General features: G+C 73.4%; 21 protein-coding genes. 8 read left to right on the forward strand and 13 right to left on the reverse strand.

Features of this window, described 5'->3' with window-relative positions; all coding sequences use genetic code 11:
• Nucleotides 1-10: 10 nt before the first annotated feature.
• From ACTEI_RS25120 to ACTEI_RS25170, 11 genes are all read right to left on the reverse strand, one after another.
• Entirely contained in the window at nt 11-235 is a 225-nt protein-coding gene (locus tag ACTEI_RS25120) for a tautomerase family protein (protein ID WP_122979914.1), read from the reverse strand.
• Nucleotides 235-1638: a lyase family protein gene (locus ACTEI_RS25125; RefSeq protein ID WP_122979915.1), complete on the reverse strand. Its 1404-nt coding sequence runs from the start codon at nt 1636-1638 to the stop codon at nt 235-237. Before ACTEI_RS25125 ends, ACTEI_RS25120 begins: the two co-directional genes overlap by 1 nt.
• The gene (locus ACTEI_RS25130) at nt 1635-3545 is read right to left on the reverse strand and encodes an FAD/NAD(P)-binding protein (RefSeq protein ID WP_122979916.1); all 1911 of its coding nucleotides are present in this window, start codon (nt 3543-3545) and stop codon (nt 1635-1637) included. The genes ACTEI_RS25125 and ACTEI_RS25130 overlap by 4 nt, the downstream gene beginning before the upstream one ends.
• Nucleotides 3532-5589, reverse strand: coding sequence for an aminodeoxychorismate synthase component I (gene pabB, locus ACTEI_RS25135; RefSeq protein ID WP_122979917.1), 2058 nt, complete (start codon nt 5587-5589; stop codon nt 3532-3534). The genes ACTEI_RS25130 and pabB overlap by 14 nt, the downstream gene beginning before the upstream one ends.
• 32 nt (nt 5590-5621) lie before the next feature.
• Entirely contained in the window at nt 5622-6839 is a 1218-nt protein-coding gene (locus ACTEI_RS25140) for a 3-deoxy-7-phosphoheptulonate synthase (RefSeq protein WP_122979918.1), read from the reverse strand.
• Nucleotides 6840-7009: 170 nt separating this feature from the next.
• Nucleotides 7010-8497, reverse strand: a complete 1488-nt coding sequence (gene pdxR, locus ACTEI_RS25145; RefSeq protein WP_164466092.1) for a MocR-like pyridoxine biosynthesis transcription factor PdxR — start codon at nt 8495-8497, stop codon at nt 7010-7012.
• A gap of 215 nt (nt 8498-8712) precedes the next feature.
• Nucleotides 8713-9372, reverse strand: a complete 660-nt coding sequence (locus tag ACTEI_RS25150) for an acyl-CoA synthetase family protein (protein ID WP_122979920.1) — start codon at nt 9370-9372, stop codon at nt 8713-8715.
• A gap of 76 nt (nt 9373-9448) precedes the next feature.
• Nucleotides 9449-10816 (reverse strand): aldehyde dehydrogenase family protein, encoded by a 1368-nt coding sequence (locus tag ACTEI_RS25155; protein WP_122979921.1) that lies wholly within the window; start codon nt 10814-10816, stop codon nt 9449-9451.
• Entirely contained in the window at nt 10816-11886 is a 1071-nt protein-coding gene (locus ACTEI_RS25160; protein WP_122982395.1) for an acyl-CoA synthetase family protein, read from the reverse strand. Before ACTEI_RS25160 ends, ACTEI_RS25155 begins: the two co-directional genes overlap by 1 nt.
• 20 nt (nt 11887-11906) lie before the next feature.
• Nucleotides 11907-12758 carry an SDR family NAD(P)-dependent oxidoreductase gene (locus tag ACTEI_RS25165; protein ID WP_122979922.1) on the reverse strand — a complete coding sequence of 284 codons (852 nt, stop codon included), beginning with the start codon at nt 12756-12758 and terminating at the stop codon, nt 11907-11909.
• Between the two features lie 28 nt (nt 12759-12786).
• A complete protein-coding gene (locus tag ACTEI_RS25170) occupies nt 12787-13362 on the reverse strand; it encodes an FMN-dependent NADH-azoreductase (protein ID WP_164466094.1) in 576 nt (191 codons plus the stop codon).
• 332 nt (nt 13363-13694) lie between these two features.
• Here ACTEI_RS25170 and ACTEI_RS25175 point away from each other — a divergent pair, with 332 nt between their 5' ends.
• Nucleotides 13695-14981, forward strand: a complete 1287-nt coding sequence (locus ACTEI_RS25175; protein ID WP_122979924.1) for a cation:proton antiporter — start codon at nt 13695-13697, stop codon at nt 14979-14981.
• A gap of 25 nt (nt 14982-15006) precedes the next feature.
• Here the strand turns inward: ACTEI_RS25175 and ACTEI_RS25180 are convergent, their stop codons facing one another.
• Both ACTEI_RS25180 and ACTEI_RS25185 read right to left on the reverse strand, forming a co-directional pair.
• The gene (locus ACTEI_RS25180; RefSeq protein ID WP_122979925.1) at nt 15007-15447 is read right to left on the reverse strand and encodes a hypothetical protein; all 441 of its coding nucleotides are present in this window, start codon (nt 15445-15447) and stop codon (nt 15007-15009) included.
• Nucleotides 15444-15818, reverse strand: coding sequence for an MmcQ/YjbR family DNA-binding protein (locus tag ACTEI_RS25185; protein ID WP_239082704.1), 375 nt, complete (start codon nt 15816-15818; stop codon nt 15444-15446). Before ACTEI_RS25185 ends, ACTEI_RS25180 begins: the two co-directional genes overlap by 4 nt.
• A 92-nt stretch (nt 15819-15910) precedes the next feature.
• On the opposite strand from ACTEI_RS25185, the gene ACTEI_RS25190 reads away from it, so the two are divergent.
• The 7 genes from ACTEI_RS25190 to ACTEI_RS25220 all read left to right on the forward strand — a co-directional run bounded on the left by ACTEI_RS25190 (nt 15911) and on the right by ACTEI_RS25220 (nt 21898).
• Nucleotides 15911-16336 (forward strand): PPOX class F420-dependent oxidoreductase, encoded by a 426-nt coding sequence (locus tag ACTEI_RS25190; protein ID WP_203723839.1) that lies wholly within the window; start codon nt 15911-15913, stop codon nt 16334-16336.
• A gap of 118 nt (nt 16337-16454) precedes the next feature.
• On the forward strand, nt 16455-17654 hold the full coding sequence (locus ACTEI_RS25195; protein ID WP_164466096.1) for an ABC transporter substrate-binding protein: 1200 nt from the start codon (nt 16455-16457) through the stop codon (nt 17652-17654).
• 2 nt (nt 17655-17656) lie between these two features.
• Nucleotides 17657-18547, forward strand: coding sequence for a branched-chain amino acid ABC transporter permease (locus tag ACTEI_RS25200; RefSeq protein WP_239082703.1), 891 nt, complete (start codon nt 17657-17659; stop codon nt 18545-18547).
• Nucleotides 18544-19542 (forward strand): branched-chain amino acid ABC transporter permease, encoded by a 999-nt coding sequence (locus tag ACTEI_RS25205; protein WP_122979927.1) that lies wholly within the window; start codon nt 18544-18546, stop codon nt 19540-19542. The genes ACTEI_RS25200 and ACTEI_RS25205 overlap by 4 nt, the downstream gene beginning before the upstream one ends.
• Nucleotides 19539-20279, forward strand: coding sequence for an ABC transporter ATP-binding protein (locus tag ACTEI_RS25210; protein ID WP_122979928.1), 741 nt, complete (start codon nt 19539-19541; stop codon nt 20277-20279). Before ACTEI_RS25205 ends, ACTEI_RS25210 begins: the two co-directional genes overlap by 4 nt.
• A complete protein-coding gene (locus ACTEI_RS25215) occupies nt 20272-20967 on the forward strand; it encodes an ABC transporter ATP-binding protein (RefSeq protein WP_122982399.1) in 696 nt (231 codons plus the stop codon). Before ACTEI_RS25210 ends, ACTEI_RS25215 begins: the two co-directional genes overlap by 8 nt.
• 190 nt (nt 20968-21157) lie before the next feature.
• Nucleotides 21158-21898 (forward strand): VOC family protein, encoded by a 741-nt coding sequence (locus tag ACTEI_RS25220; RefSeq protein WP_122982400.1) that lies wholly within the window; start codon nt 21158-21160, stop codon nt 21896-21898.
• Nucleotides 21899-21991: the final 93 nt, after the last annotated feature.

A 21991-nucleotide genomic window follows, 5' to 3' on the forward strand; every position in this document is an offset into this window, starting at 1 on the left:
ACCTCCGTTGTCAGTAGTTGGGCGCCTTCTTGAGCAGGTGGCGGCGCTCGACGATCTCCGGCTGGTAGACCCTCGCGTCCCACTCCGGCTGGTCGACCGGCTCCAAGGCGATCGAGACCACGCCCGGATCGCATCCGAGCGCTCCGGTGACCGCCTCGGTCACCCGGCTGAGCAGGCGCTGCTCGGCCTCGGGCGCCAGCGGCACCGGAAAGAACTTGATGTTGACGTGCGGCATCAGTCAATCCCCTCGTGGTAGCGGTGCAGGACCCGGTCGACGAGCTCGCCCGCGGCGCCGACGTAGCCGGCCGGGTCCAGGGTGGCCGCGACCCGGCCGGCGTCCATCACGTCGGCGACGCGCGGGTCGGCGGTGGCGACGTCGCGCAGCGACTTCCCCCGCTGGTGGGCGCGAAGGGCCAGGTCGACGACGATCTCCTCGGCCACGGCCGGGCCGAACGGCGGGCCGAGCCACACCGCGAGTCGCCCGGCGGCGGCCAGCTGACCGAACACGTCCAGGTTGGCGCGCATCCGTGCCGGGAAGACGGTCAGCCCCTCGGTCAGCTCGGCGGCGGCGTCGGCCGCTCCCCCGGCCAGCCGCAGCGCCTCGCGCAGTGGCTGCCATTCGGCGTGCCAGGCCCCACCGGGCCGCTCGTCCTCGGCGACGAGGCAGTGCGCCACGCTGGCGGCGAGCAGCGGCACCTGGGTGGCCGCCGTCCGGATCCGGGTGGCCAGCACCGGCTGCCGCCGGTGCGGCAGAGCGCAGGACAGGCCACCCCCGGGTGGGGCCGGCTCGGCCAGCTCACCGATCTCGGTACGGGTCATCACCTGCACGTCGGCCGCCAGCGCACCGAGGACGCCGGTGGTCAGGCTGGCCGCGGTGGCGATCTCGTGCAGCGGCGTGCGGACGGTGTGCCAGGCCAGGGCCGGCTCGGCGAGGGTGACCTCCTCGGCGAAGGCGCGGATCAGCCGGGCCGCGTACGCCTCGCCGGAATCGCCGGCCAGCCGGGCGTACTCCAGGTAGCCGCCGAGCGTGCCGGCCTCGCCGCCCAGCTGCACCGGGAGCCCGCCGTCCAGCACCGAGCGCAGGCGCCGCCGGGCGTCGAGCACCCCGGTCAGCCAGCCGGCCGCCTTGAGCCCGAAGGTGATCGGCGCCCCGTGCTGGGTGAGCGCCCGGCCGGGCATCGCGGTGGCCCGGTGCCGCGCCGCGAGCGCCGCCAGCGCATCGGCGGTGGCCGCCAGGTCCGCGTCGATCAGCCGCAGGGCCCGGTCGGCGACCAGCATCAGCCCGGTGTCCAGGATGTCCTGGGCGGTGGAGCCGCGGTGCACGTACTCCGCGGCGGCCGGGTCGACGGCCGTCACCGCGGCGGTCAGCTCCGCCACGAGAGCGTCCACCGGGTTGCCGGCCTTGACGCCGCGCCGGGCGATCCGGTCCAGGTCGAGGCGGCCGGCGCCGGCCACCGCGGTGATGGTGGTGGCGTGCTCGTCGGGCACCACGCCCAGCTGTGCCTGGGCCCGCACCAGCGCGGCCTCGGCGTCGAGCATCGCCTGCAGGACGGCCTCGTCGTCGGTGACCGCCTCGATCGGGCGGCCGGCGCTGGACGGGCTGAGCAGTCCGTGGTCGAATCCCGGGTCCTTGGTCATGCCGCGCCGTCTTCCGCGTACGCGGCCGGGGCGGTGGCCGGTGTGCCGTCGCCGGCCCGCCCTTCGACGCCTCCGGCGATGCCGAGCACGGCGAGACTGATCGCGTCGGCGTCGGCGAGCGTCGCCGGGCTCACGCCGGGCCGGGCCCCGCCCGCGCTGGACCAGCACACGCCCTCGGGCGGGACGCCGAAGACGAACCGGCGCGGGTGCGCCTGCCCGGCCGCGGTCACCGGGCGGAAGGGGCGGCCGGTGACGGCCACGGCGCCGGTGACGTACGGCGCGCCGGTGGGGTCGGTGGTCTCCTCCACCGCGCAGGTGCGGTTGGCCAGCATCCAGCTCAGCAACGGGTCGGCGGTGCGGCGCAGGTCGGTCCGCGGCAGCCGGGCCTCGATCATGCCGGTCACCTGGTGCCGGACGCCGGGGGTCTGCGCCGACGTGACCAGGAACGCCGCCCGGTCCGGGTGCGGCTCGACGTGCAGGTCCGCGCCGGCCGGCTGCACCACGCCGGCCCGGATCAGGGCGGCCAGCTGCTCGGTGCGCGCCGCCGGCAGGCCGAGGCCGAGCAGCGCGTTGATCGGGGTGTACCACTGGTCGAGCCGCCGCCGGCCGGCGTCGGTGAGCCCACCCGGCCCGAGCGCCAGCCGTACCTCGTCGCGCAGGTCGTCCAGCACGCCCACCGCGGCCTCGATCGGGCCGTCGTCGCCGGTCGGGTCCGGCCGCGGGTCGAGGCGGTCGAGCAGCCACTCGCGCAGCTCGTCCGGCCCCGCGAAGACCGGCCCGTCGCCCGGATATCCGATGTCGTCCCAGCTCCACCGCCGACTGATCGGGTAGCGCTCCAGGATGTCGCGTTCAGCGGGGCTGCGCCAGGCGACCGCGAGGTAGTCGGCCTGGAACGCGCGGGCGGTGCAGTCGCATACGTCACGGCGCAGCAGCGCGGTGTAGAAGGCGGTCTCCACCTCCTTGGCGATCCGCGGCCACGCGTCGGCGCCCAGGTCCAGCGGCGCGCCGGCGCGCCGCCGCCGGCCTGCGCGCGGGTCGCGCCCGCCGGCCGGGCCGGGCAGGCCCCAGCGCGAGCCGACCAGCAGGCGCGGTTCCAACCCGGACGGCAGGTAGTCGAGCCGGCCGCGGTCGTCGCGGACGTACCGCCCGGCCCGCCCCTCGGTGAGCAGGGCCAGGTAGTCGGAGAGGCACATCCCGACCCCGCGCAGCAGGGTGGGCTCGCCCGGCCGGACCATCGACAGGTCCACGTCGGCCGGATTGGCCGGCAGCACGTACGTGAGTCCCTGCTCCACCGCGAAGCCCGCCAGCCGCTGCTCCTCGCCGGTCGGTGTGACCGGGTAGTGGCCCTGGGCCAGCACCACGGCGTCGAGGCCGGCGATGCGGTCGCCGGTCTGCAGCAGCAGGCACTGCCGGCCGTCCGGCTCGTCCCACAACGCCACCGCCAGGGTGGCGTGCGCGTGGATCGTGACGTTGTCGCCCGAGGTGGCGAGCACGTGGCGGTAGGCCCAGTCGAGATAGTGGCCGAACAGGCGGCGCGTCGCGGACGAGTCCGGTTCCAGGGCGCGCAGCTCGTCCGCCACGTCCGCCGGGAACCCGCTCAGGTCGCCCAGCAGCACCTGGAAGCGGGCCCACTCGTACAGGGTCGGGCCCTCGCGCAGGTCCCCCTCGATCGCCACGGCGCGATCGGCGAAGACGGTGGTCCGCGCGGCCGGCGTGTTCATCAGCAGGACGCTGGACTGGTCGGTGCGCCAGACCCGGCCGGCGCCCGGCGGGTACGGGTCGACCACGTCCACCCGTACCCGCCGGGTGGGGTCACCGGCGGCGTTGCGGGCGATCCGTTCGAGGACCGCGAGACCGCGGGGTCCCATCCCGACGATGGCGACCGCCAGCGTGTCATCGGCGGACATCGGCGCTCTCCTGGTACTGGCCGGCCAGCACGGCGCGCAGCGGCGCCGCGGCCTTGAGCAGCATCTCGGCGAACTCGCCCTCGGGGTCGGAGTCCAGGATGATGGCGCCGCCGGCGCCGATGCGCATCCGGTCGCCGGCGAGCACCGCGGTCCGGATGACGATGTTCAGGTCGGCGGTGCCGTTGCAGCCGAGGAAGCCGATCGAGCCGGAGTAGACGCCACGCGCCGTGGTCTCCAGGCCGTCGATGATTTCCAGGGTGCGGAGCTTGGGCGCGCCGGTCATCGAGCCGCCCGGGAAACACGCCTCGACGCAACCGAGGATGTCCGCGTCCGCGCGCAGCCGGCCGCGGATCGTGGAGACGAGCTGGTGCACGCTCGCGTACGACTCGGTCTGCATGAGCTTGGGCACCGTGACGCTGCCGACCTCGCACACCCGGCCGAGGTCGTTGCGCAGCAGATCGACGATCATGAGGTTCTCGGCGCGGGTCTTGTCGCTGACGGTCAGCTCCGCGCGCAGTTTCTCGTCGATCACCGGGTCGGGGTCGCGGGGCGCGGTGCCCTTGATCGGCTTGGTCTCCACCGTGCGGTCCGCGGTGACCCGCAGGAACCGCTCGGGCGACGAGCAGGCCACCTCGATGTCGCCGAATCGCAGGTACGCCGCGTACGGCGCGGGGTTGTACCGGCGCATGGCCTGGTAGAACGCGAATCCGTCGCGGGGGCGGGGCAGCACCACCGAGTTGGTCAGGCAGATCTCGTAGCTCTCCCCGGCGACCAGCTCGCGCTTGCAGGAGGCGATGTCGGCCAGGTACTGCTCCCGGTCGCGGACCAGCGCGTCGGCCAGGACCGTGGTGTCGACCGGCGGCGCGGCGAGCGGCTCGGCCGGCGTGGCCTCGGGAACCGACAACAGCCGCTCGACGGTGGCGGTGAGCCACTCCTCGGCGGCGGTGTCGCCGCCCGCGGTGCCGTCGGAGAGCGCCACGAGGTACGTCACCTTGTCCCGATGGTCGACGGCGATCAGCCGGTCGGCGAGCAGCCAGCAGGCGTCCGGCGTGTCGGCCCGGTGCACGATCGGAGAGCCGAGGTCGCCCTTGAGCTCGTAGCCGAACCAGCCGACGTAGCCGCAGGCGAGGTCCCCCGGCAGGTCCGGGTGCCGGGCCTCGATCTCGGCGAGCCGGCGCCGCAGGTAGGTGAAGATCGTGCCGGGCTCCCGCCGGGTCTCGCCGGTGGGTGTCGTGACCTCGACGGCCCCGGAGCCGGTGTCGTACCGGACCACCTCGGACAGCGGCCCCGCCGCGTCACCGAGATAGGAGAACCGGGACAGCCCCTCCTCGACCCGGGCGCTGTCCAGCCAGAACGCGTGGGTGGCGTCGCGGTAGAGCCGGTCGAAGGCGCTCTCCGCGTCGGTCTCCCAGCCGAGGGAGCGCACATGCAGCCGGTGGGCCGTCCGCGCCGGGCGGACCCGGGCCTGGTGGGCGAGGGTCAGCTCACGGAAGTTGGTGAACAGGGTGACACCGTGCTCGGTGCAGATCGACTCCGGGTGGAACTGCACCCCCCACATCGGGCGGGTCCGGTGCCGCAGCGCCATGATGACGCCGTCCTCGGCCCACGCGGTCGCTTCCAGGTCGGGCGGCAGCTGCTCGACGCACAGCGAGTGGTAACGCACCGCCGTGAAGTTCTGCGGGACACCCGCGAACAGGCCGGTGCCGTCGTGGGTCACCGAGGTGAGGTGACCGTGCCGGGGCTCGGGCGCCGGCACCACCTCGGCGCCGTGCCCGGCGGCGATGCCCTGGTGCCCGAGGCAGACGCCGAGGACCGGGACCGGCGCTTCGGCGATCACCCGGGCCGAGAAGCCGAAGTCATGCTCGCGGTCGGGCCGGCCGGGCCCGGGCGAGATCACCACGTTGTCGAACGTGGTGAGGTCCAAGTCCGCGATCGTGGGGTCGTCGTGGCGCACCACCACCGGCTCGGCGCCGTTGACCATCGCGATGAGCTGGAACAGGTTGTAGGTGTACGAGTCGTAATTGTCGACCAGCAAGGTGCGCACGACGAAAGCTCCTTCTCGCAGATCCGGTTCGGTCAGGGGCGCATCGCTTCGGCGACGGCGTCCACCACGACCCCGGCCTGGTGCGGGTTCAGGCGGGGATCACACAACGAGTGGTACGCGCGACCCAGCCGGCTCTCGTCCGGCACGGTCGGCCCGCCCACGCATTCGGTCACGTCTTCGGCGGTCAGCTCCAGGTGCAGGCCGGCCGGCTCGGCGCCGCCGGCGCGCACCGCGGCCACGAAACCGGTGGCCTCGGCGACCACGGTGTCCAGGTGGCGGGTCTTCAGGCCCACACCGGTCCGGACGGTGTTGCCGTGCATGGGGTCGCAGATCCAGGCGACCCGGTGACCGGCCGCCGCCACCGCGTGCACCAGGGGCGGCAGGCGGTCGGCGACGCGCCCGGCCCCCATCCGGCTGATCAGGGTGAGCCGGCCCGGCAGCCGATGCGGGTCGAGCAGCGCGCAGATGCGCACCGCGTCCTCGGGCGTGGCGTCCGGACCGATCTTGACGGCCACCGGGTTCCCGAGGCCGGCCAGGAAGTGCAGGTGTGCGCCGCCGATCTGGCGGGTACGGTCGCCCACCCACGGCAGGTGGGTGGAGCGCAGGAACCACTCGCCGGATTCGTCGTCGAACCGGGTCAGCGCCTGTTCGTACTCCAGGATCAGCGTCTCGTGGCTGGTGTCCAGCGGCCCTCCGGCCCCGGCCAGCTCCTCGATCACCTGCTTGGCGGTGTAGTACGCGGACAGCAGCCGGTACGGGTCCGGCTGGCGGGCCGCCGTCGTGGGCGCCGGATCGTTGACCATGAGCCCGCGGAAGACCGGCAGAAGCCGGTCGCCGACCTGCTCGGTCGGGGCCGATCGCGGCTTGGCGAACTGCCCGGCGATCCGCCCGACGGTGACCGCCCGCCGGCCGGACGACTCGGCGAGCCGCTCGCCGAGCGCGGCCAGCAGCCCACGTTTACCGCGGGCCGCCTCGGCCGCCGCGCGGCCCAGTGGCTCCGCGCAGTCACCGCCCTGCAGCAGGACGGCCGCTCCCTCGGCGACCTGGGCGAGATCGTCGCGGAGCGCGCGGATCTCGCCGACCGCCGTCAGCGGAGGCAGCCCGGACAGGTAGTCGGTGACGGCGGCGAGTTCGCCCGGATCGGGCCAGTCCGGCTGTTGTACGGCGGGCAGCGCCCGCCAGGTGTCCGGCCGCCAGAGGCCGGCGTCGATTTCCTCGAAGTTGGGTGCCAGAAGCCGTGGCGAAGGCATGCTCTCCCCCTACAACCGTGTGGAGCACGTCGCGGCATCGATGTGTCGGAACGGACCGTATAGGGGGTGTCAGACATGGCACAGAGCCATGTGGAGATTCACGGAAGTGCCACTGGAATTGGTTCCGCGAGAAGCGTCCGACATGGCTCTGTGCCGTCGAAGTGGTTCCCTTATATGCTGCGACGCATCCCCGGATTCCGGACATCACGGCCACCGGTGGGGAAGCGACTCCCGGTATAGCGTTCGACCACCATCGCGAGGCGATCCACACCAGAAAGAATCTTCTCGGGTGGCGTGGCGGCGTAACCCAGGACCAGCCCTCGCCCCAGCCGGTCCGGCTCGTCGGCGAAGGAGGACAGAGGGTAGACACGCAACCGCGACTCCCGGCTGAGCTGGGCCAGTCGTCTCTCGTCGGTGTCGTCGGGGGTCCACGCGACCAGGTGCGTCCCGGGTGGAGCGTCGGTGACCGTGACGAAGCCGCCGAGTTTCGCGCGCAGCCCGTCGACCAGGGCCTCACCACGCTCGGCGTAGATGCCGCGCATCCGGCGGACGTGCCGGGCCAGGTGGTTGCCGTCGATGAATTCGGCGAGCGCGGCCTGGGTGAGGATGTTCAGCGAGTTCACCGTGGCGCGCTGGACGGCGGCGGCCACCTGCGCGAGATCGGGCGGGACGACCAGATAGGCCAGGCACATGCCGGGGAAGAGGATCTTGCTGAACGTGCCGACGTAGATGGCGCGTCCCTCGGCGTCCGTCTGGTGCAGCGGCGGACCGGGGTTCTGCGACCAGAACTCGCCGTCGTAATCGTCCTCGACCACCCAGCCGTCCCGCTCCCGGGCCCAGTCCAGCAGCCGCCGGCGGCGGGCTTCGGACATGCGGACGCTCAGCGGGAAGTGGTTGTTCGGCGTCACCACGGCCATCCGGGCATCCGGATATCGCTCCGCGCCGACGTCGATGCACATCCCCTCGGCGTCGACCGGAACCGGGCAGAGGCGGACACCCGCCGAGTGCAACGCGCCCCGGATGGCCTGCAGACCCGGGTCCTCCACGAGGACCTGGTCGCCGGGCTCCAGCAGCGTCATCGCCACCATGTGCACCGCGGTCTGCGCGCTGGGCTGCACGATCACCTGTTCGGGAGTGCACCGCACGCCGCGCATGAGACCGAGCATGGCGGCGATGCCCTTGCGCAGCGGCCAGTAACCGGCCGGGTCCCGGTGGGTGTACAGCGCGCCGGTCAGCTGATGCGAGGCGCGCAGCAGCAGATGCCCCCAGACCTTGGCCGGGAACTGGTCGAGGGCGGGCACCCCGAGGGTGAACGGCCGGTCGGGGTAGCGCAGCTGGTCGTGCGCCGGGGTGAAGTAGGCGGCCGCCTCGGCCATCCGGGTGGCGGCCCGGGAGATCCGCAGCTCCGGGCGGGCCGCCGGACGCGGGGGCGACGCGCCCTCGTCACGAGCGGGCTTGCGGGAGGCCACCACGGTGCCGGAACCGACCCGGCCGTCGAGGTAGCCCTCGGCCAGCAGCCGGTCGTAGGCGACGAGCACCGTGTTGCGGGACACCCCGAGCTCCTTGGCCAGGGTGCGGGTGGCCGGCAGGCGGGTGCCCGCCGGCAGCTGCCCCGCCTCGATGCTCCATCGCATCTGCTCGTACAGCTGCTGGTACAAAGGAATTGTCGAGTTGCGGTCGAGAACGAGACCGCTCCCGGGAAGTGCGGGAGAATCTCGAGGCATTGATCCCCCCTTGCGAGTGCCGAGTCAGGCCGGACGCCAAAACGGCGCCCGGCCTCGCTGACAATTTTCACGGACCACTCGCGACACGACGGGATGCAACCGATCCGTCAAGTCCGGAGTGGACCGCCGGAATTCTCGTTCCAGCAAAGCTAGCCGACACCCAGAAGTAGGTCGGCCATTTGTGTCGGATTATCGACCACATAAGGCGCGTCAGCCGCCGGTAGTGTCGTCGCAATGGGCCGGTCGCCCGATTGCGTGGCGAGATGGACGACCTCACCGGAGGCCAGCCTCTGATAGGTCTCGATCTGCCCGGCCAGGGTGCTCAGCCCGCCCGAAGCGGCCGGCACGCGCCACGGATTGCGCACCGCGTGGTCCAGCGCGAACCCGGTGAGTGCCACCACCAGCGGCGACCGCCGCGGATCGAGATACGCGATCTTGCAAACGTCGTCCTGATCGGCGCAGATCCGCGGGGCGACGCTCACCGCGCCGGCGCCGGCCTCCTCGATCGATACCGCCCGGTAGTCCGGCCTCACGCCGGTGAGGCGCTCGTTGCAGGCGAGCAGGGCCGCGCCGGTGTCGTCGGTCAGCACCACGTCCGGATCGCCGAGCAGGCCGACCGGCCACGGATCCCGGGACTGGATCGGCGTGCTGATCACCACCGCGCCGGCGATCAGGCCGGCGATCAGCCCGACGAATCCCTCCAGCGGGCTCATCGCCACGATGGCCAGGCGTGTCTGCTCGCTGTCGCTGGGCTCACCGATGTGTCGCGCCAGGTTCGCGGCCCGGCGCAGCAGCTCGCCGTACGCCATCGTCTGTTCCCGGCCGTCGGGTGACTGGCACCGGACCGCCGTGCCGGTCGCCCACCATCCGTCCGTCAGTAGGTCCTCAAGCCATCGCATCCTCTTTCCCCCCCATGTCGACGATGCCCTTCGGGTGAAGCAGAAAGACCGACAGGTTCCCGTCGTGCGGCGTGCCCGGCGCCGCCGCCCACGGCAGCGTCCGGCCGCGGGTGACCTTGCCGATGCGCGGATCGGCGACGGCGCCGGCCACGATGTCCTCGTCTTCGGTCAGCAGGTTGGCGACCAGCGCGCCACCGAGCAGGTCCGGCTCCCCGCGGCGCCACGGGGCCACCACGACGAACGGGAACGGCAGTTCGAGGCCGACCGCCGGGTGCCGCGGATCGTCCGTGGACAGCACGGTCGGCAGCGGCCGGTACGAGCCGTCCGGCAGGCCGGTCACCGGCTCCGCGCCCACCGGGGCGTGCACGGTCAGCTCCTCCCGCAGCCCGCGCAGCTGCCCGGCGAGCACCTCCGCCCGGGCGGCGTCGACCGCGGGCAGCACCGCGTCCGGCGCGGTGACGACCGGGCCGCCCAGCTTGTCGAAGCGGGCCGCCAGCCCGTCGGCCACCGCCCGGACGTCGCCGGTGGTCAGCACCAGCGAGATGTTGTTGCACCGGGTGCCGCCGTCGTAGGCCGCCGCGGTCGCGAGGTGGTCGAGAACCTCGTCGGTGGGCGCGACGTCCAGCAGGGCACGGCTGCGCCCCGGGCCCCGCGTCGTCACCGACGCGCTGCCGCGCCAGCGGGCCACCGCCTCGTCGCCGCCGTAGACGATGCCCCGGTCCGCGGACTCCAGCAGATAGGAGCCCACCGCGTGGCTGCCGGGCAGGTAGGACACCCGGTGCGCGGGCAGCCCCGCGGCGAGCAGCGCGAGGACGAGCCGGCGGGCGGTGAACGGGTCCCGGGTGCCGGGCCGGACCAGCACGCTGAAGCCGAGCGCGAGGGCGTGCAGCCACGAGTCGTTCGGCGCGGGATGGTTGCTGGCCATCACGGCCGCGAAGATCCGCCCGGCCGGCACCCAGACGGTCCGGTAACCGCTGCCCTGCTCGGTGGCGGGCAGTTCGGCGGCCACGGTACGCGGCAGCCGGTCGATCGCGCGCACGATGTCGGCGGTGGCGTGGCGGACGGTTCCGCGCGGCAAACCGGTGCCCAGCGCCACGCGGCGCTCGTACTCGTCCGGGGTCTCCCCGTCGAGCTCGGCGTTGGCGAACAGCTCGGCGGCGCGCACCAGCAGGGCGTGCTCGACCGGCCGGCCGTCGGCGGCGCGCCGGGCCTGGGCCAGGGCGCCGGCCGCCATGAGCCGCGGCGCCTGACCCACGTCGGCCAGCGGGGTGCCGCACACGTCGGCCAGCACCGCCCGGTCCAGGCTGTGCACCGTGCGACCGCAGACGATCGGCTCGATCGCGGCGGCCGACATCAGTACACCCCTTCGATGACCCGGTTCGCGCCGACCGTCGCGATCGTGCCGACCTCGGCCAGACCGTCGACCGCACCGCCCTCGGCCGGCTCGACCCGCACCGCGGTGTCCCGCTCCATGACGTTGGGCAGGAACATCTCCTCGGTGACCAGGCTGAGCCGCACCCGCCCGCGCTCGCCGTAACCGACCGGCTCGCCGTCCTCGACCAGGTCGATCCGGATCGCCTCGGCCCACGGCTCGAACACGCAGCGGTGCTTGTCGCCGGGTTGCGGCGGGCGCTGCGGCGCCACGCCCATCAGCGTGTTGCCGTAGATGCCGATGACGGTGGTGTCGGGGAAGAAGATCTCGTCCACCTGCCGCAGGCTCTCCGGGCTGAACGACGTGCCCGCCCAGATGATCGTGTCGACCCGGCGGTTGACCAGCTCGTGCAGCTCCGGGTCGGCGCAGATCGCCTCGATCAGCGGCGGAGTGGTGCTGAGCACCCCGATCGGCTGGGAGCTCAGCACGTCGCGGGCCTGGTCCAGCAGGTGGCGCACATAGCGCCCGACGATCTCCGTGTCACCGGCCGCGACCAGGCGCTTGACCCAGCGCGGGTCGAAGTCGACCGGGTAGAACAGCCCCCCGCCGAGGGCGGCGTAACGCGCGCAGTCGTACGCGAACACGTGCGGCCCGCTCGGGCCCAGGTGCAGCCAGTGCGCCGGGTCGGGCAGGTGGTGCGCGCGCAGCCGCTCGAAGGCCCAGGACAGCAGGCGGCTGCGGTAGTCGCGGTCCACGATGCGCTTGGGCGCGCCGCTGCTGCCACCGGACTCGTACACCTGGAACCCGGCGCCGGTGAGCCCGCGCGGGATGAGGTCGCCGGCCGGCGTGGTGCGCAACCGGTCGCTGAGGTCCGGGAAGCGCAGCAGCCCGGCCGCGTCGGTCACCTCCTCGATCGGGTCGAAGCCCAGCTCGGGCAGCTGCCGCAGCCAGAAGGGCGATCCGGTCTCCGGGCTGAAGTGCCACCGCATGAGGTGCCGGACGCGCTCGTCGAAGGTCAGGCCGGTGGTCGCCGGAACGCTGGTCGTCGTCATCATCTCCCCCGCAGTCACGCTCATCGACCGGCGGCGACGGCCGGCTCAGGGAACGACATGGCCAGTCCCACCGTACGGGTGGCCGCCAAGTCGGCGGTCACCTCGGCGAGCTTGAGCTGCACCCGCTCGACCGCGTCGGTGCCCAGCGGCAGCCGGAAGGTGGACTCGGCGGCGTCGCCGAGCGCGATGATCGCCGCGGCGGCCTTCGCGGGGTCGCCGGCCTGGGCGCCGTTGTGCGTCCCGGCCCAGGCACGCACCCGGCCGGAGGTGGGGGCATAGTCGTCGATGACCCGGCCGGCCAGGCGTACCGACGACGGGTCGAGGAAGTTCGTGCGGAACAGCCCCGGTTCGACCAGGGAGACCCGGATGCCCAGCGGCTCGAGCTCCACCCGCAGCGCCTCGCTGAGACCCTCGACGGCGAACTTGGTCGCGGCGTAGACGCCCCAGCCGGGCTTGGCGCTGAAGCCGAGGATCGAACTGATGTTGATCAGGTGCCCCCGGCGCCGGCCGCGCATCGCCGGAAGCGCGCTGCGGACCACGTTGAGCAGGCCGAACACGTTGGTTTCGAAGACCGACCGGACCTCCTCGTCGCTGGCCTCCTCGACCGCGCCGATCAGCCCGCGGCCGGCGTTGTTGACGAGCACGTCGATGCCGCCGAAGCGGTCCACCGCCGCGGCGACGGCCGCGTCGGCCTGCCCGGGGTCGGTGACGTCGAGCGGGACGGCGAGCAGCCGGTGGTCGTAGGCGGCGAGCCGGTCGAGCGCGTGCGGGTCACGCGCCGCCGCGACGACCCGTTCGCCGGCGTCGAGCAACTGTTCCACGATCTCGGATCCGAGGCCGCGAGACGCCCCGGTCACGAACCAGACAGACATGTAACTTCCTCTCCCTCACGAAGGGGTGCTACAGCGCGAGTGCGGCCTTGCGCGCCTCGTCCCGGGCCCGGTCCAGGTCGCCGGCGAGGCGGTCGGTGAAGTCGGTCGGGCGCAGCGTGATCGCGGTGACCTGGGTGAGCCCCAGGAAGCCGAGCCAGTAGTCGAGGTACGACGACTGGAAGTCCGCGCCGAAGTGGGCGGGCAGACCGGGCGCGTACGCCCCGCTGGTGTAGACCACGCAGGCGGTCCGGCCGGCCAGCAGGCCGGTGTACCCGGTCTGCGGGCTCAGCCGGAACGTCAGGCCCGGCTGGGTCACGACGTCGATGAAATGCTTCAGGACGTACGGGATGCCGAAGTTCCACATCGGCACGGAGAACAGGTAGTGGTCCGCGGCGGTGAACCGGTCGACCATGGCCCTGGACCTCCGCCGGAACGCGGCAACGCCGTCGGCGGCCGTCGGCAACGGCGTATCGAAGAGGTCGACGACGTCGACGGTGGCGTCCGGGTTCCGGTCGCGGAACGTGTCGAGGAACGCCTCGGCGACGGCACCTGAGCGGCTGCCGGGACCGGGCGGGGTGGCTTTGACGTACAGCAGTCGGGTCACTGTCTGTCCTACCATCACCGAGTCGGGTGAGAGCGCTTCAATCTCACGGGAATCAGTCATACGCGGGCATCCCTGCACACTCGCAGTAGCGATGCAGGGGCGGAACGTCGAGCACGCTAGTCGACACCGCGGCAGGCGCCCAGTGCCATTCATCGCGTGGGGACGGTGCCACTGATCCGCGCTGATCCACACCCCGGAATTGGCACCCTCGGTGACACCGATGTGGACATGGGCCGGCACAGCGGGCGCTGCTACGGTCGGTCACCGCGGCGCACTGTGCGTAGTTCCCCGGGCTCGGCCAAGCCCCTGCCACGTGAGGATCCGGAGTTCCCATGAAGTCAATCGCCCCTGCGGCCGAACTCACCGTAGCGACGGTGCTGGCCGACATCGCCATCGTGCTGGTGGTCGGATACGTCTTCGGCCGGGCGGCTCGGCGGCTCGGTCAGCCCGTGGTCGTCGGCGAGATCCTCGCCGGCATCGCACTCGGCCCCAGCCTGCTGGGCCTGCTTCCCGGCGACCTGACCTCCGCCGTCTTCCCGCCCGCGGGCCGCCCGTACCTCTCGGCGATCTCCCAGGTCGGGTTGCTGCTGTTCATGTTCCTGATCGGATGGGAGTTCGACCGCCGGCTGGTGGCCCGCCGCAAGAGCCTCACCGTGTCGGTGTCGGTGTGCTCCATCGCCCTGGCGTTCGGGCTCGGCGTGGGCCTGGCCGCGCTGCTCTACGACCGGCACGCGACCGTGGCCGGCCGGCACGTCCCGTTCACCGCCTTCGCGCTGTTCATCGGCGCCGCCATGTCGATCACGGCGTTCCCCGTCCTGGCTCGCATCCTGCGGGACCGGCGCATCGCGCACACCGAGGTGGGCGTCCTGGCGCTGGCCAGCGCCGCCATCGACGACGTGCTGGCCTGGTGCATCCTGGCCGTGGTCGCCATGGTGGCGACCGCGCGGGACCCCGGCGATCTGATCCAGGTCGTCGCGCTGTCGGCGCTCTACGTGACGGCGATGACAGCGGTGGTCCGGCCGGCGCTCGCCAGGCTGGTGCGGCGCGTGGAGTCCGCCCCGGCACTGGCGGTGATCACCGCGTCCGGGGTCTTCCTCTCGTCGTACGCCACCACCTGGATCGGCATCCACGCGGTCTTCGGCGCGTTCGCGTTCGGCTTCGTCATGCCCCGCGAGCCGGTCGAGCGGCTGACCCAGGCGGTCCGCCGGCCGTTCGAGAACATCGGCCTGCTGCTCATGCCGGTCTTCTTCATCGTGACCGGGCTGAGCGTGGACATCAGCGGGCTGACCGTCACGAACGCCGTCGAGCTCGCCGCGATCGTCCTGGTCGCCTGCGCCGGCAAGATGCTCGGCGCCACCGGCGCGGGCCGGGCCTTCGGGCTGCCCTGGAGCGACGCGCGCCGGCTGGGCGTGCTGATGAACACCCGAGGCCTCACCGAGCTGATCGTCCTCAACGTCGGGGTCAGCCTCGGGGTTCTCGACACCCCCATGTTCACCATGATGGTGATCATGGCGCTGGTGACGACGGCGATGGCCGGGCCGCTGCTGTCGCGGCGCTGGCCGGACTCCGGAGACGAAATCGCCGCCCGCGCCGCCGAACCGGTCGCGGCCCGCGGGTGACGATCCACCGGCGCGGCACGGGCGCTCAGCGGCGCCCGTGCCGCCGCCACAGCTCGTGCACCTGCTGTTCGGCCGCGGCCGGCACCGTGGTCCCGGAGCCGAAGACGTAATCCCAGGCCACCCCGGGCGCCTCCGCCTTCAGCACGTGCGGCTCGATCCGGTCCTCGACCGGGAGCAGGCCGTCCCACGCCACGTCCACGTAGTTGGTCACGGCGCCGGGGTCGCGGTCGTGCGGCCCGGGATACGGCGCCCGGGTGACCACCGCGTGCCCGACCAGCCCCCGGCGCCGGCCCTGCATCAGCAGCCAGGCGTCGGTGCCCTCCGGGATGTTGACCCGCCGCCCGACCGTCCACGAGCCGGCGAGCGTACGGGCCGGTGAGACGCCCGGCACGAGCTGGTCGTAGCCGGGTGTCCAGCCGTTCCAGCGCTGCGGGTTCCAGCCCAGGATGACCGCCGCCACGGTCACCGCCCGCCCTGGTCGTAGGCGGTCACCAGCCGCTTGGGCGCGGCCCGGCGCCAGCCTTCCACCACCAGGTCGCGGATCTCGTCCGGATCGGCCCGGGCCAGCTGCGCGCGCACCCAGCCGTACCGGCCGAAATAGTCGGCCGGGTCGTACGTCTCCGGGTCGGCCGCCATCAGCTCGGCCAGCTCCTCCTTGGACGCCTTGATGATCGCGACCACGCCGTCGGCCGAAGTGCTGGCGAAGATCTTGTCGCGGACCCGGAAGGTCGGGTGTCCCCACGTCTCGACCTCCACCGCGTCGGGCATGGCCAGGGCGAACTCGCGTACCTGCTCAACCGTCGTCACCGGCACGTCCGGTTTCTCCTCTCTGCTCACGCGTGAGCTTCGCAGGCCCCCTGGTCCCACGGAAACGACCACTTGCGGACAGGGGAAGGGGGCCAATTGCCGGGCATGACATGCTCCGCACCATGCCGAAGATGTCCCGGGAGGAAGCACTGGCCTTCCTCACCGCCGGTACCCGTACCGGCAAGCTCGCCACCGTCTCACCCGCCGGCGTGCCGCACGTGGTGCCGATCTGGTTCGTGGCCGACGGCGACACCCTGCTGTTCACCACCGGCCACAGCAGCATCAAAGCACGCAACCTGCGCGCCGATCCGCGTGCCGCGCTCAGCGTCGACGTGCAGGACTTCCCGTACCACTACGTGTCTGTGCAGGGCCGGGTCGGCCTCCAGGAGGGCGCGCCCGACCTGCTCGACTGGACCACCCGGATCGCCCAGCGGTACGTGCCGGCGGACCAGGCCGAGGCCTACGGCCGGCGCAACGCCGTTCCGGAGGAGCTGCTCTGCCGGCTCTCGATCGAACGGATCACCGGATTCAGCGACATCGCGTTGTGATCCACGGCGGGCCGGAGTGGCTCCGGGCCGCCGTGCGATGTGGCTCTGGCTCGCCGGTTCCCGGCGCTCCTACGGTGTGGCCACACATCCCACTCGACGTGTCGGGGGAGCACACACCATGGGCGCAGCTCGCATCAACCGCAGAACGCTGCTCGGCTTCGCCGCCGCGGTCGGAGCCGCCGGGGTAACCGGGTGCGGCAACAGCCTCGGCGGCGCGACCGCGAACGCGGCCGGCGGCGCAACGATCAAGATCGGCCTGGTCATTCCGCAGTCCGGGGTCTATGCCCCGCTCGGTGAGGACATCCGGCGTGGCTGGGAGCTGTGGCTGGCCCGCAACGGCGGGAAGCTCGGCGGCCTGCGCGCCGTCACCGTCGTCGCCGACGAGGGCGAGGGGCCGCAGACCGGCGTCCCCGCGGTCCAGCAGCTGCTGCAACGCGACCAGGTCGACGTCCTGGTCGGCATCGTCAACTCGGCCACCGCCCTCGGCGTGCGTGACCTGGTCGGCGGCGTGCGCAAGCTGCTGCTGATCGCCAACGCCGGAGCCGGCGAGATCACCGGGTCCGGGCGCAGCCCGTACATCTGGCGCACCTCGTTCACCAACGCGCAGGTCGCCGCCGCGATGGGCCGGCATCTCGCCGGCACCGGCCTGCGCCGGGCCTACGCCATCGCGCCGGACTACGTGGCCGGGGCCGAGGCGATCGCCGGCTTCAGCCAGGCGTTCCGGGCCGGCGGCGGCACGATCGCCGGCGAGAGCCGGCCGCCGTTCGGCAAGACCCAGGACTATCAGCCGTTCCTCAGCCGCATCCAGTCGTCCGGCGCGCAGGGCACCTTCTGCTTCTTCGGCGGCGCCGAGTCGGTCGCCTTCGTCAAGCAGTACGCCCAGTTCGGCCTCTCGGGCAGGATGCCGCTGTACGCCTCCGGGTTCCTGGTCGAGGGCGGTGTTCTCGCCGCCCAGGGCGACGCCGCCGTCGGCGTGCTGTCCACCCTGCACTACACCGCGGAGCTGGACAACCCGGCGAACGTGGCGTTCCGCACCGCGTACCGGGCGGCCTATCAGGTGGCGCCGACCGTCTACGCGGTCCAGGCGTGGGACGCCGCCGCGGTGCTGTCCCGCGCGCTGGAGAAGACCGGCGGCGCCCGTGACGGCGACAGCCTGGCGCGGGCCGTCGAGGGTCCCGCCGACAGCCCGCGCGGGCCGTGGACGTTCGCCGGCCAGTCCCCCCGGCAGTCGTTCTACCTGCGCCGGGTCGAGTCGCGCGGCGGCGAACTGGTCAACACCGTGGTCTCCGACCTCGGTCCGCTGGACGCGGAGGCATAGCCGTGGCCGGCGCCGACGTGGCGGCCACGGCCGTGCTCAACGGCCTGGCGGTGGGGCTGCTGCTGTTCCTCACCGCGGCCGGGCTCTCGCTGATCTTCGGCATGATGGACGTCCTCAACCTCGCGCACGGCTCGCTCTTCCTGGCCGGCGCGTACCTCGCCTGGTGGGTCGGTGGCGACCGGCAGACCTGGCCCTCACTGGCCGCCGCGGCCGGGGCCGCCGTGCTGGTCGGCATCCTCGGCGGCGCCGTGCTGGCGCTGCTGGCCGCGCCGCTGGCCCGCCGGTCGCACCTGGAGCAGGCGCTGCTCACCCTCGGCGTCGCGCTGATCGCCGGTGACCTGTTCTCGGCGCTGTTCGGCGACGACGTGCGTGCCACGGTGCCGCCGCCGGGGCTGGACGGCACCATCACCGTCGCGGGCTGGACCTATCCGCGGTACCGCCTGGTCCTGGTCGTGGTCGGCGCCGTGCTGGCCGCGGCGGTCTACTGGACGGTCGAGCGGACGCTGCTGGGCGCGCTGTTCCGCGCCACGGTCGCCGACCGGGACATGGTGGCCGCGATCGGCATGGATCCGCGCCGGGCGCGGGTCGCGGCGTTCGCGCTCGGCGCCGTCCTGGCCACCCTGGCGGGTCTGCTGGGCGCCCCGATCTACCACGCCCGGCCCGGCCTCGACCTGACCATCCTGGTGCTGGCGCTGGTCGTGGTCGTGGTCGGTGGCCTCGGCACGGTCCGCGGGCCGCTGCTGGCCGCGCTGCTGTTCGGCCAGGTCGAGTCGGTCGGCCAGGCGGTGCTGCCGGAATTCGCCTCCTTCCTGCTCTTCGGGGCCCTGGCGGCGGTGCTGGTGGTCCGCCCGCGGGGCCTGTTCGGGGCGGCCACGGCGGGAGCCGCACGATGACCGCCGGCACCCTCACCACGCTCGCCCGTCGCCCGCGGTGGCTGGCGCCGGCGACCTCGGTGGTCACGGTGGGCGCGCTCGCCGCCGGGCCGTTCCTGCTGCTTCCGTACGCGACCGCGACACTGACCCGGATGCTCGTCTTCGGCCTGCTCGCGGCGAGTCTGAGTGTGCTGGTCGGACTGGCCGGGACACCGTCGCTCGGACATGCCGCGTTCTTCGGCGCCGGCGCGTACGCGACCGCCTGGACCGCCGTGCACCAGACGTCCACCGTCCTGGCGCTGTGCGCCGGCACGCTCGTGGCCGCCGTCCTGGCGGCGCTGGTCGGCGCCGTGGCCGTACGCACCCACGGCGTCTGGTTCCTGATGTTCACCCTCGCCGTCGGGGAGTTGCTGCAGCAGACCGCGGACAGCTGGGAGCCGGTCACCGGCGGGTCCAACGGGCTCTACGGGATCCCGGCGCTCGCCGTCGGCCCGCTGGTCGCCGACGGTCCCGCGACGACGTACTGGTTCGTGCTGATCTTCTTCGTGCTCGGCATGGCGACGCTGTGGGCGGTCGCCACCTCCTCGTTCGGCACCAGGCTGCGCGCCGTCCGGGACAGCGAGGACCGGATGCGGGCGCTCGGGCACCGCGCCACCGCGGTGAAGTGGACCGCCTTCCTCCTGGCCGGCGCGGTGGCCGGCCTGGCCGGTGGCCTGTTCGCCGCGCAGCAGCGCCTGGTCACCCCGGCCGACCTCGGGTTCAGCACCTCCGCGCTGGCCCTGCTGGCCGTGGTGATCGGCGGCAGCGGGTCGCTGTGGGGGCCGGTGCTGGGCGCGGCGCTGGTGATCGCGGTCCGCGACGTGCTCGGCGCGGACCTCGACGGGCACGGCCCGCTCGCGCTGGGCCTGCTCTTCGTCCTCGTCGTCTATCTGCTTCCCGGTGGGTTCCTGCGCCCGAGGGGCGCCGGTCCCCGACCGCTTCCCGGCATCCGGCTCCTGCGAAGGGATCAACGGTGAACGAGTTGCTGCGCTGCGCCGGCGTGCACCACCGCTACGGCGCGCTCCCGGTGCTCACCGGGATCGATCTGACCGTCGTGCCGGGCGCCCGGCACGCCCTGATCGGGCCCAACGGCGCGGGCAAGAGCACCCTGCTCAAACTGATCGCGGGCGCGATGCGCCCGTCGGCGGGACGGATCCACTACGCCGGGAACGACGTCACCCGGCATCGCGAGGGCCGGCGCGCCCGGGCCGGCATCGGGCGTACCTTCCAGCACTCGACGCTGTTCGGCTCGCTGACCGTACGCCAGAACGTGGCGCTCGGCCTCGGCGCCGGGCGCGCCGGCCGGCGGCACCGCGAGGCGATCGACGCGCTGCTGGCCTCCGTCGGCCTGCAGGACCTGCCGGAGGTGCCGGTGGCCACGCTGTCCTACAGCCAGTGCCGCCGCCTGGAGATCGCCGTCGCGCTGGCCGCGCGGCCCCGGCTGCTGCTGCTCGACGAGCCGGCGGCCGGCATGTCCGGCGAGGAGCGCGCCCGGCTGGTCGATCTGCTGCGCGGCCTGCCGCCCACGGTCACCGTGGTCTTCGTCGAGCACGACCTGGACGTGGTGTTCCAGCTGGCCACCGAGGTGAGTGTGCTGCACCTGGGCACGATCCTGGTCACCGGGTCGCCGGACGAGGTGCGCCGCAGTCCCGAGGTACGCGACGCCTATCTCGGTGCCCGGACGGTGGAGGTGAGCCGTGCTGCGGATGCATGACGTGGTCGCCGGGTACGGCCGCGGCGCCGTGCTGCAGGGTGTCGACCTCCAGGTGCCGTCCGGGCGTGCGGTGGCGCTGCTGGGCCGCAACGGCGTCGGCAAGTCCACCCTGGTCTCGACGATCGCCGGCCTGCTGCGCCCCACCGCCGGCGAGATCCGGCTGGACGGCCGGGACATCGCCGGCCTGCGCCCGGACCTCATCGCCCGGGCCGGCGTCGGCCTGGTGCCGCAGGGCCGGCGGATCTGGCCGTCGATGACCGTCGCCGAGCACCTGGCGCTCGCCGCCGGGCGGGGCCGCGGGGCCGGCCGGGCGTGGCCGGCCGAGAACGTGTTCGAGCTGTTCCCGCGGCTCGCCGAGCGCCGCCGGCACCTGGCGGCCCAGCTGTCCGGCGGCGAGCAGCAGATGCTGGCCATCGGCCGGGCGCTGGCCACCGGGCCGCGGGTGGTCCTCATGGACGAGCCGTCCGAGGGGCTCGCGCCGGTGGTCGTCGACGAGGTGGCCACGGCGCTGCGCGCCCTGGTGGCGGCCGGGCTGTCGCTGCTGCTGGTCGAGCACGACGTGCACCTGGCGCTCGGGGTGGCCGACGAGGTGGCGGTGATGGTCCGGGGCCGGATCGTGCACCGCTGCCCGGCCGCCGCGTTCAGCCGCGACGAGGGCCTGCGGGAGCGGCTGCTCGGCGTCGCCTGAGCCGACCCGCATGCTGGTCAGACCGGAGGCGGGTGCGCCCGTCGACGCTCACCTGCGGCCGGTGGTGTGCGCCCGCCACCGGCCGCCGGCGGGTGCGTGGCTCCCCGCCCGGCGGACCGGGCGCGCCGGGCCGGGTTTCGGCGGCGCGGGCACGGACGGCGGCGCCGCGCCGATGCGTACGATCGTCGGCATGGCGCTGCGCCCCGTCCAGGTCAACATCAAGGCACGTGACGCCCCGGCGGTCGGCCGGTTCTGGGGGCACGCCCTCGGCTGGCACGTCTTCCAACCCGGCGTGACCACCTACGTCGGACCCGCCGACGAGTTCGTCTGGCCGGACCCGGACACCCTCGGCATCGACGTCGTTCCGGTTCCGGGTGCCGGGACGGCCGGGAAGAACCGGGTACACCTCGACCTCGCCACCACGTCGGCGGCCCATCAGGCCGAGTTGATCGCGCGGCTCGTGGCTCTCGGCGCGACGCCCGCCGACATCGGCCAGGGCGACGTGCCGTGGGCCGTGCTCGCCGACCCGGAAGGCAACGAGTTCTGCGTGCTGGAGCCCCGGGAGATCTACCGGGACACCGGGCCGGTCGCCCGGGTGGTCATGGACTGCGTGGATGCGCGTGCCACGGCCCGCTTCTGGGGCGAGGCGACGGACTGGACGGTGCACGAGGTGACCGACGACCGTGCGGCGTTGCGCTGCGCCCAGGGCCGTGGACCGTACCTGGAGTTCGTCCGCACGCCCGGCGCGAAGACCGCCCCCGGTCGGGTCCATCTCGACCTGCTGCCCCGCCCCGGCGACGACCACGCGGCGCAGGTGGCCCGGCTGCGGGCGCTCGGCGCGGCCGACCTCGACGTGGGCCAGGGCGATGTCTCGTGGACATGCCTGACCGACCCGGAGGGTCACGAGTTCTGCGTCCTCACGCTGTCCTGACGGCTCGCCTGCGTGCCGGCGCCCCGCAGCGCTGAAACCAACGCCATTTTTTCGGCCCGCAACTCCGAAACTTCCGGAAGCCGGGCTTCCGTG

The organism is Actinoplanes teichomyceticus ATCC 31121, assembly GCF_003711105.1.
GTDB classification, from domain to species: Bacteria; Actinomycetota; Actinomycetes; order Mycobacteriales; family Micromonosporaceae; genus Actinoplanes; species Actinoplanes teichomyceticus.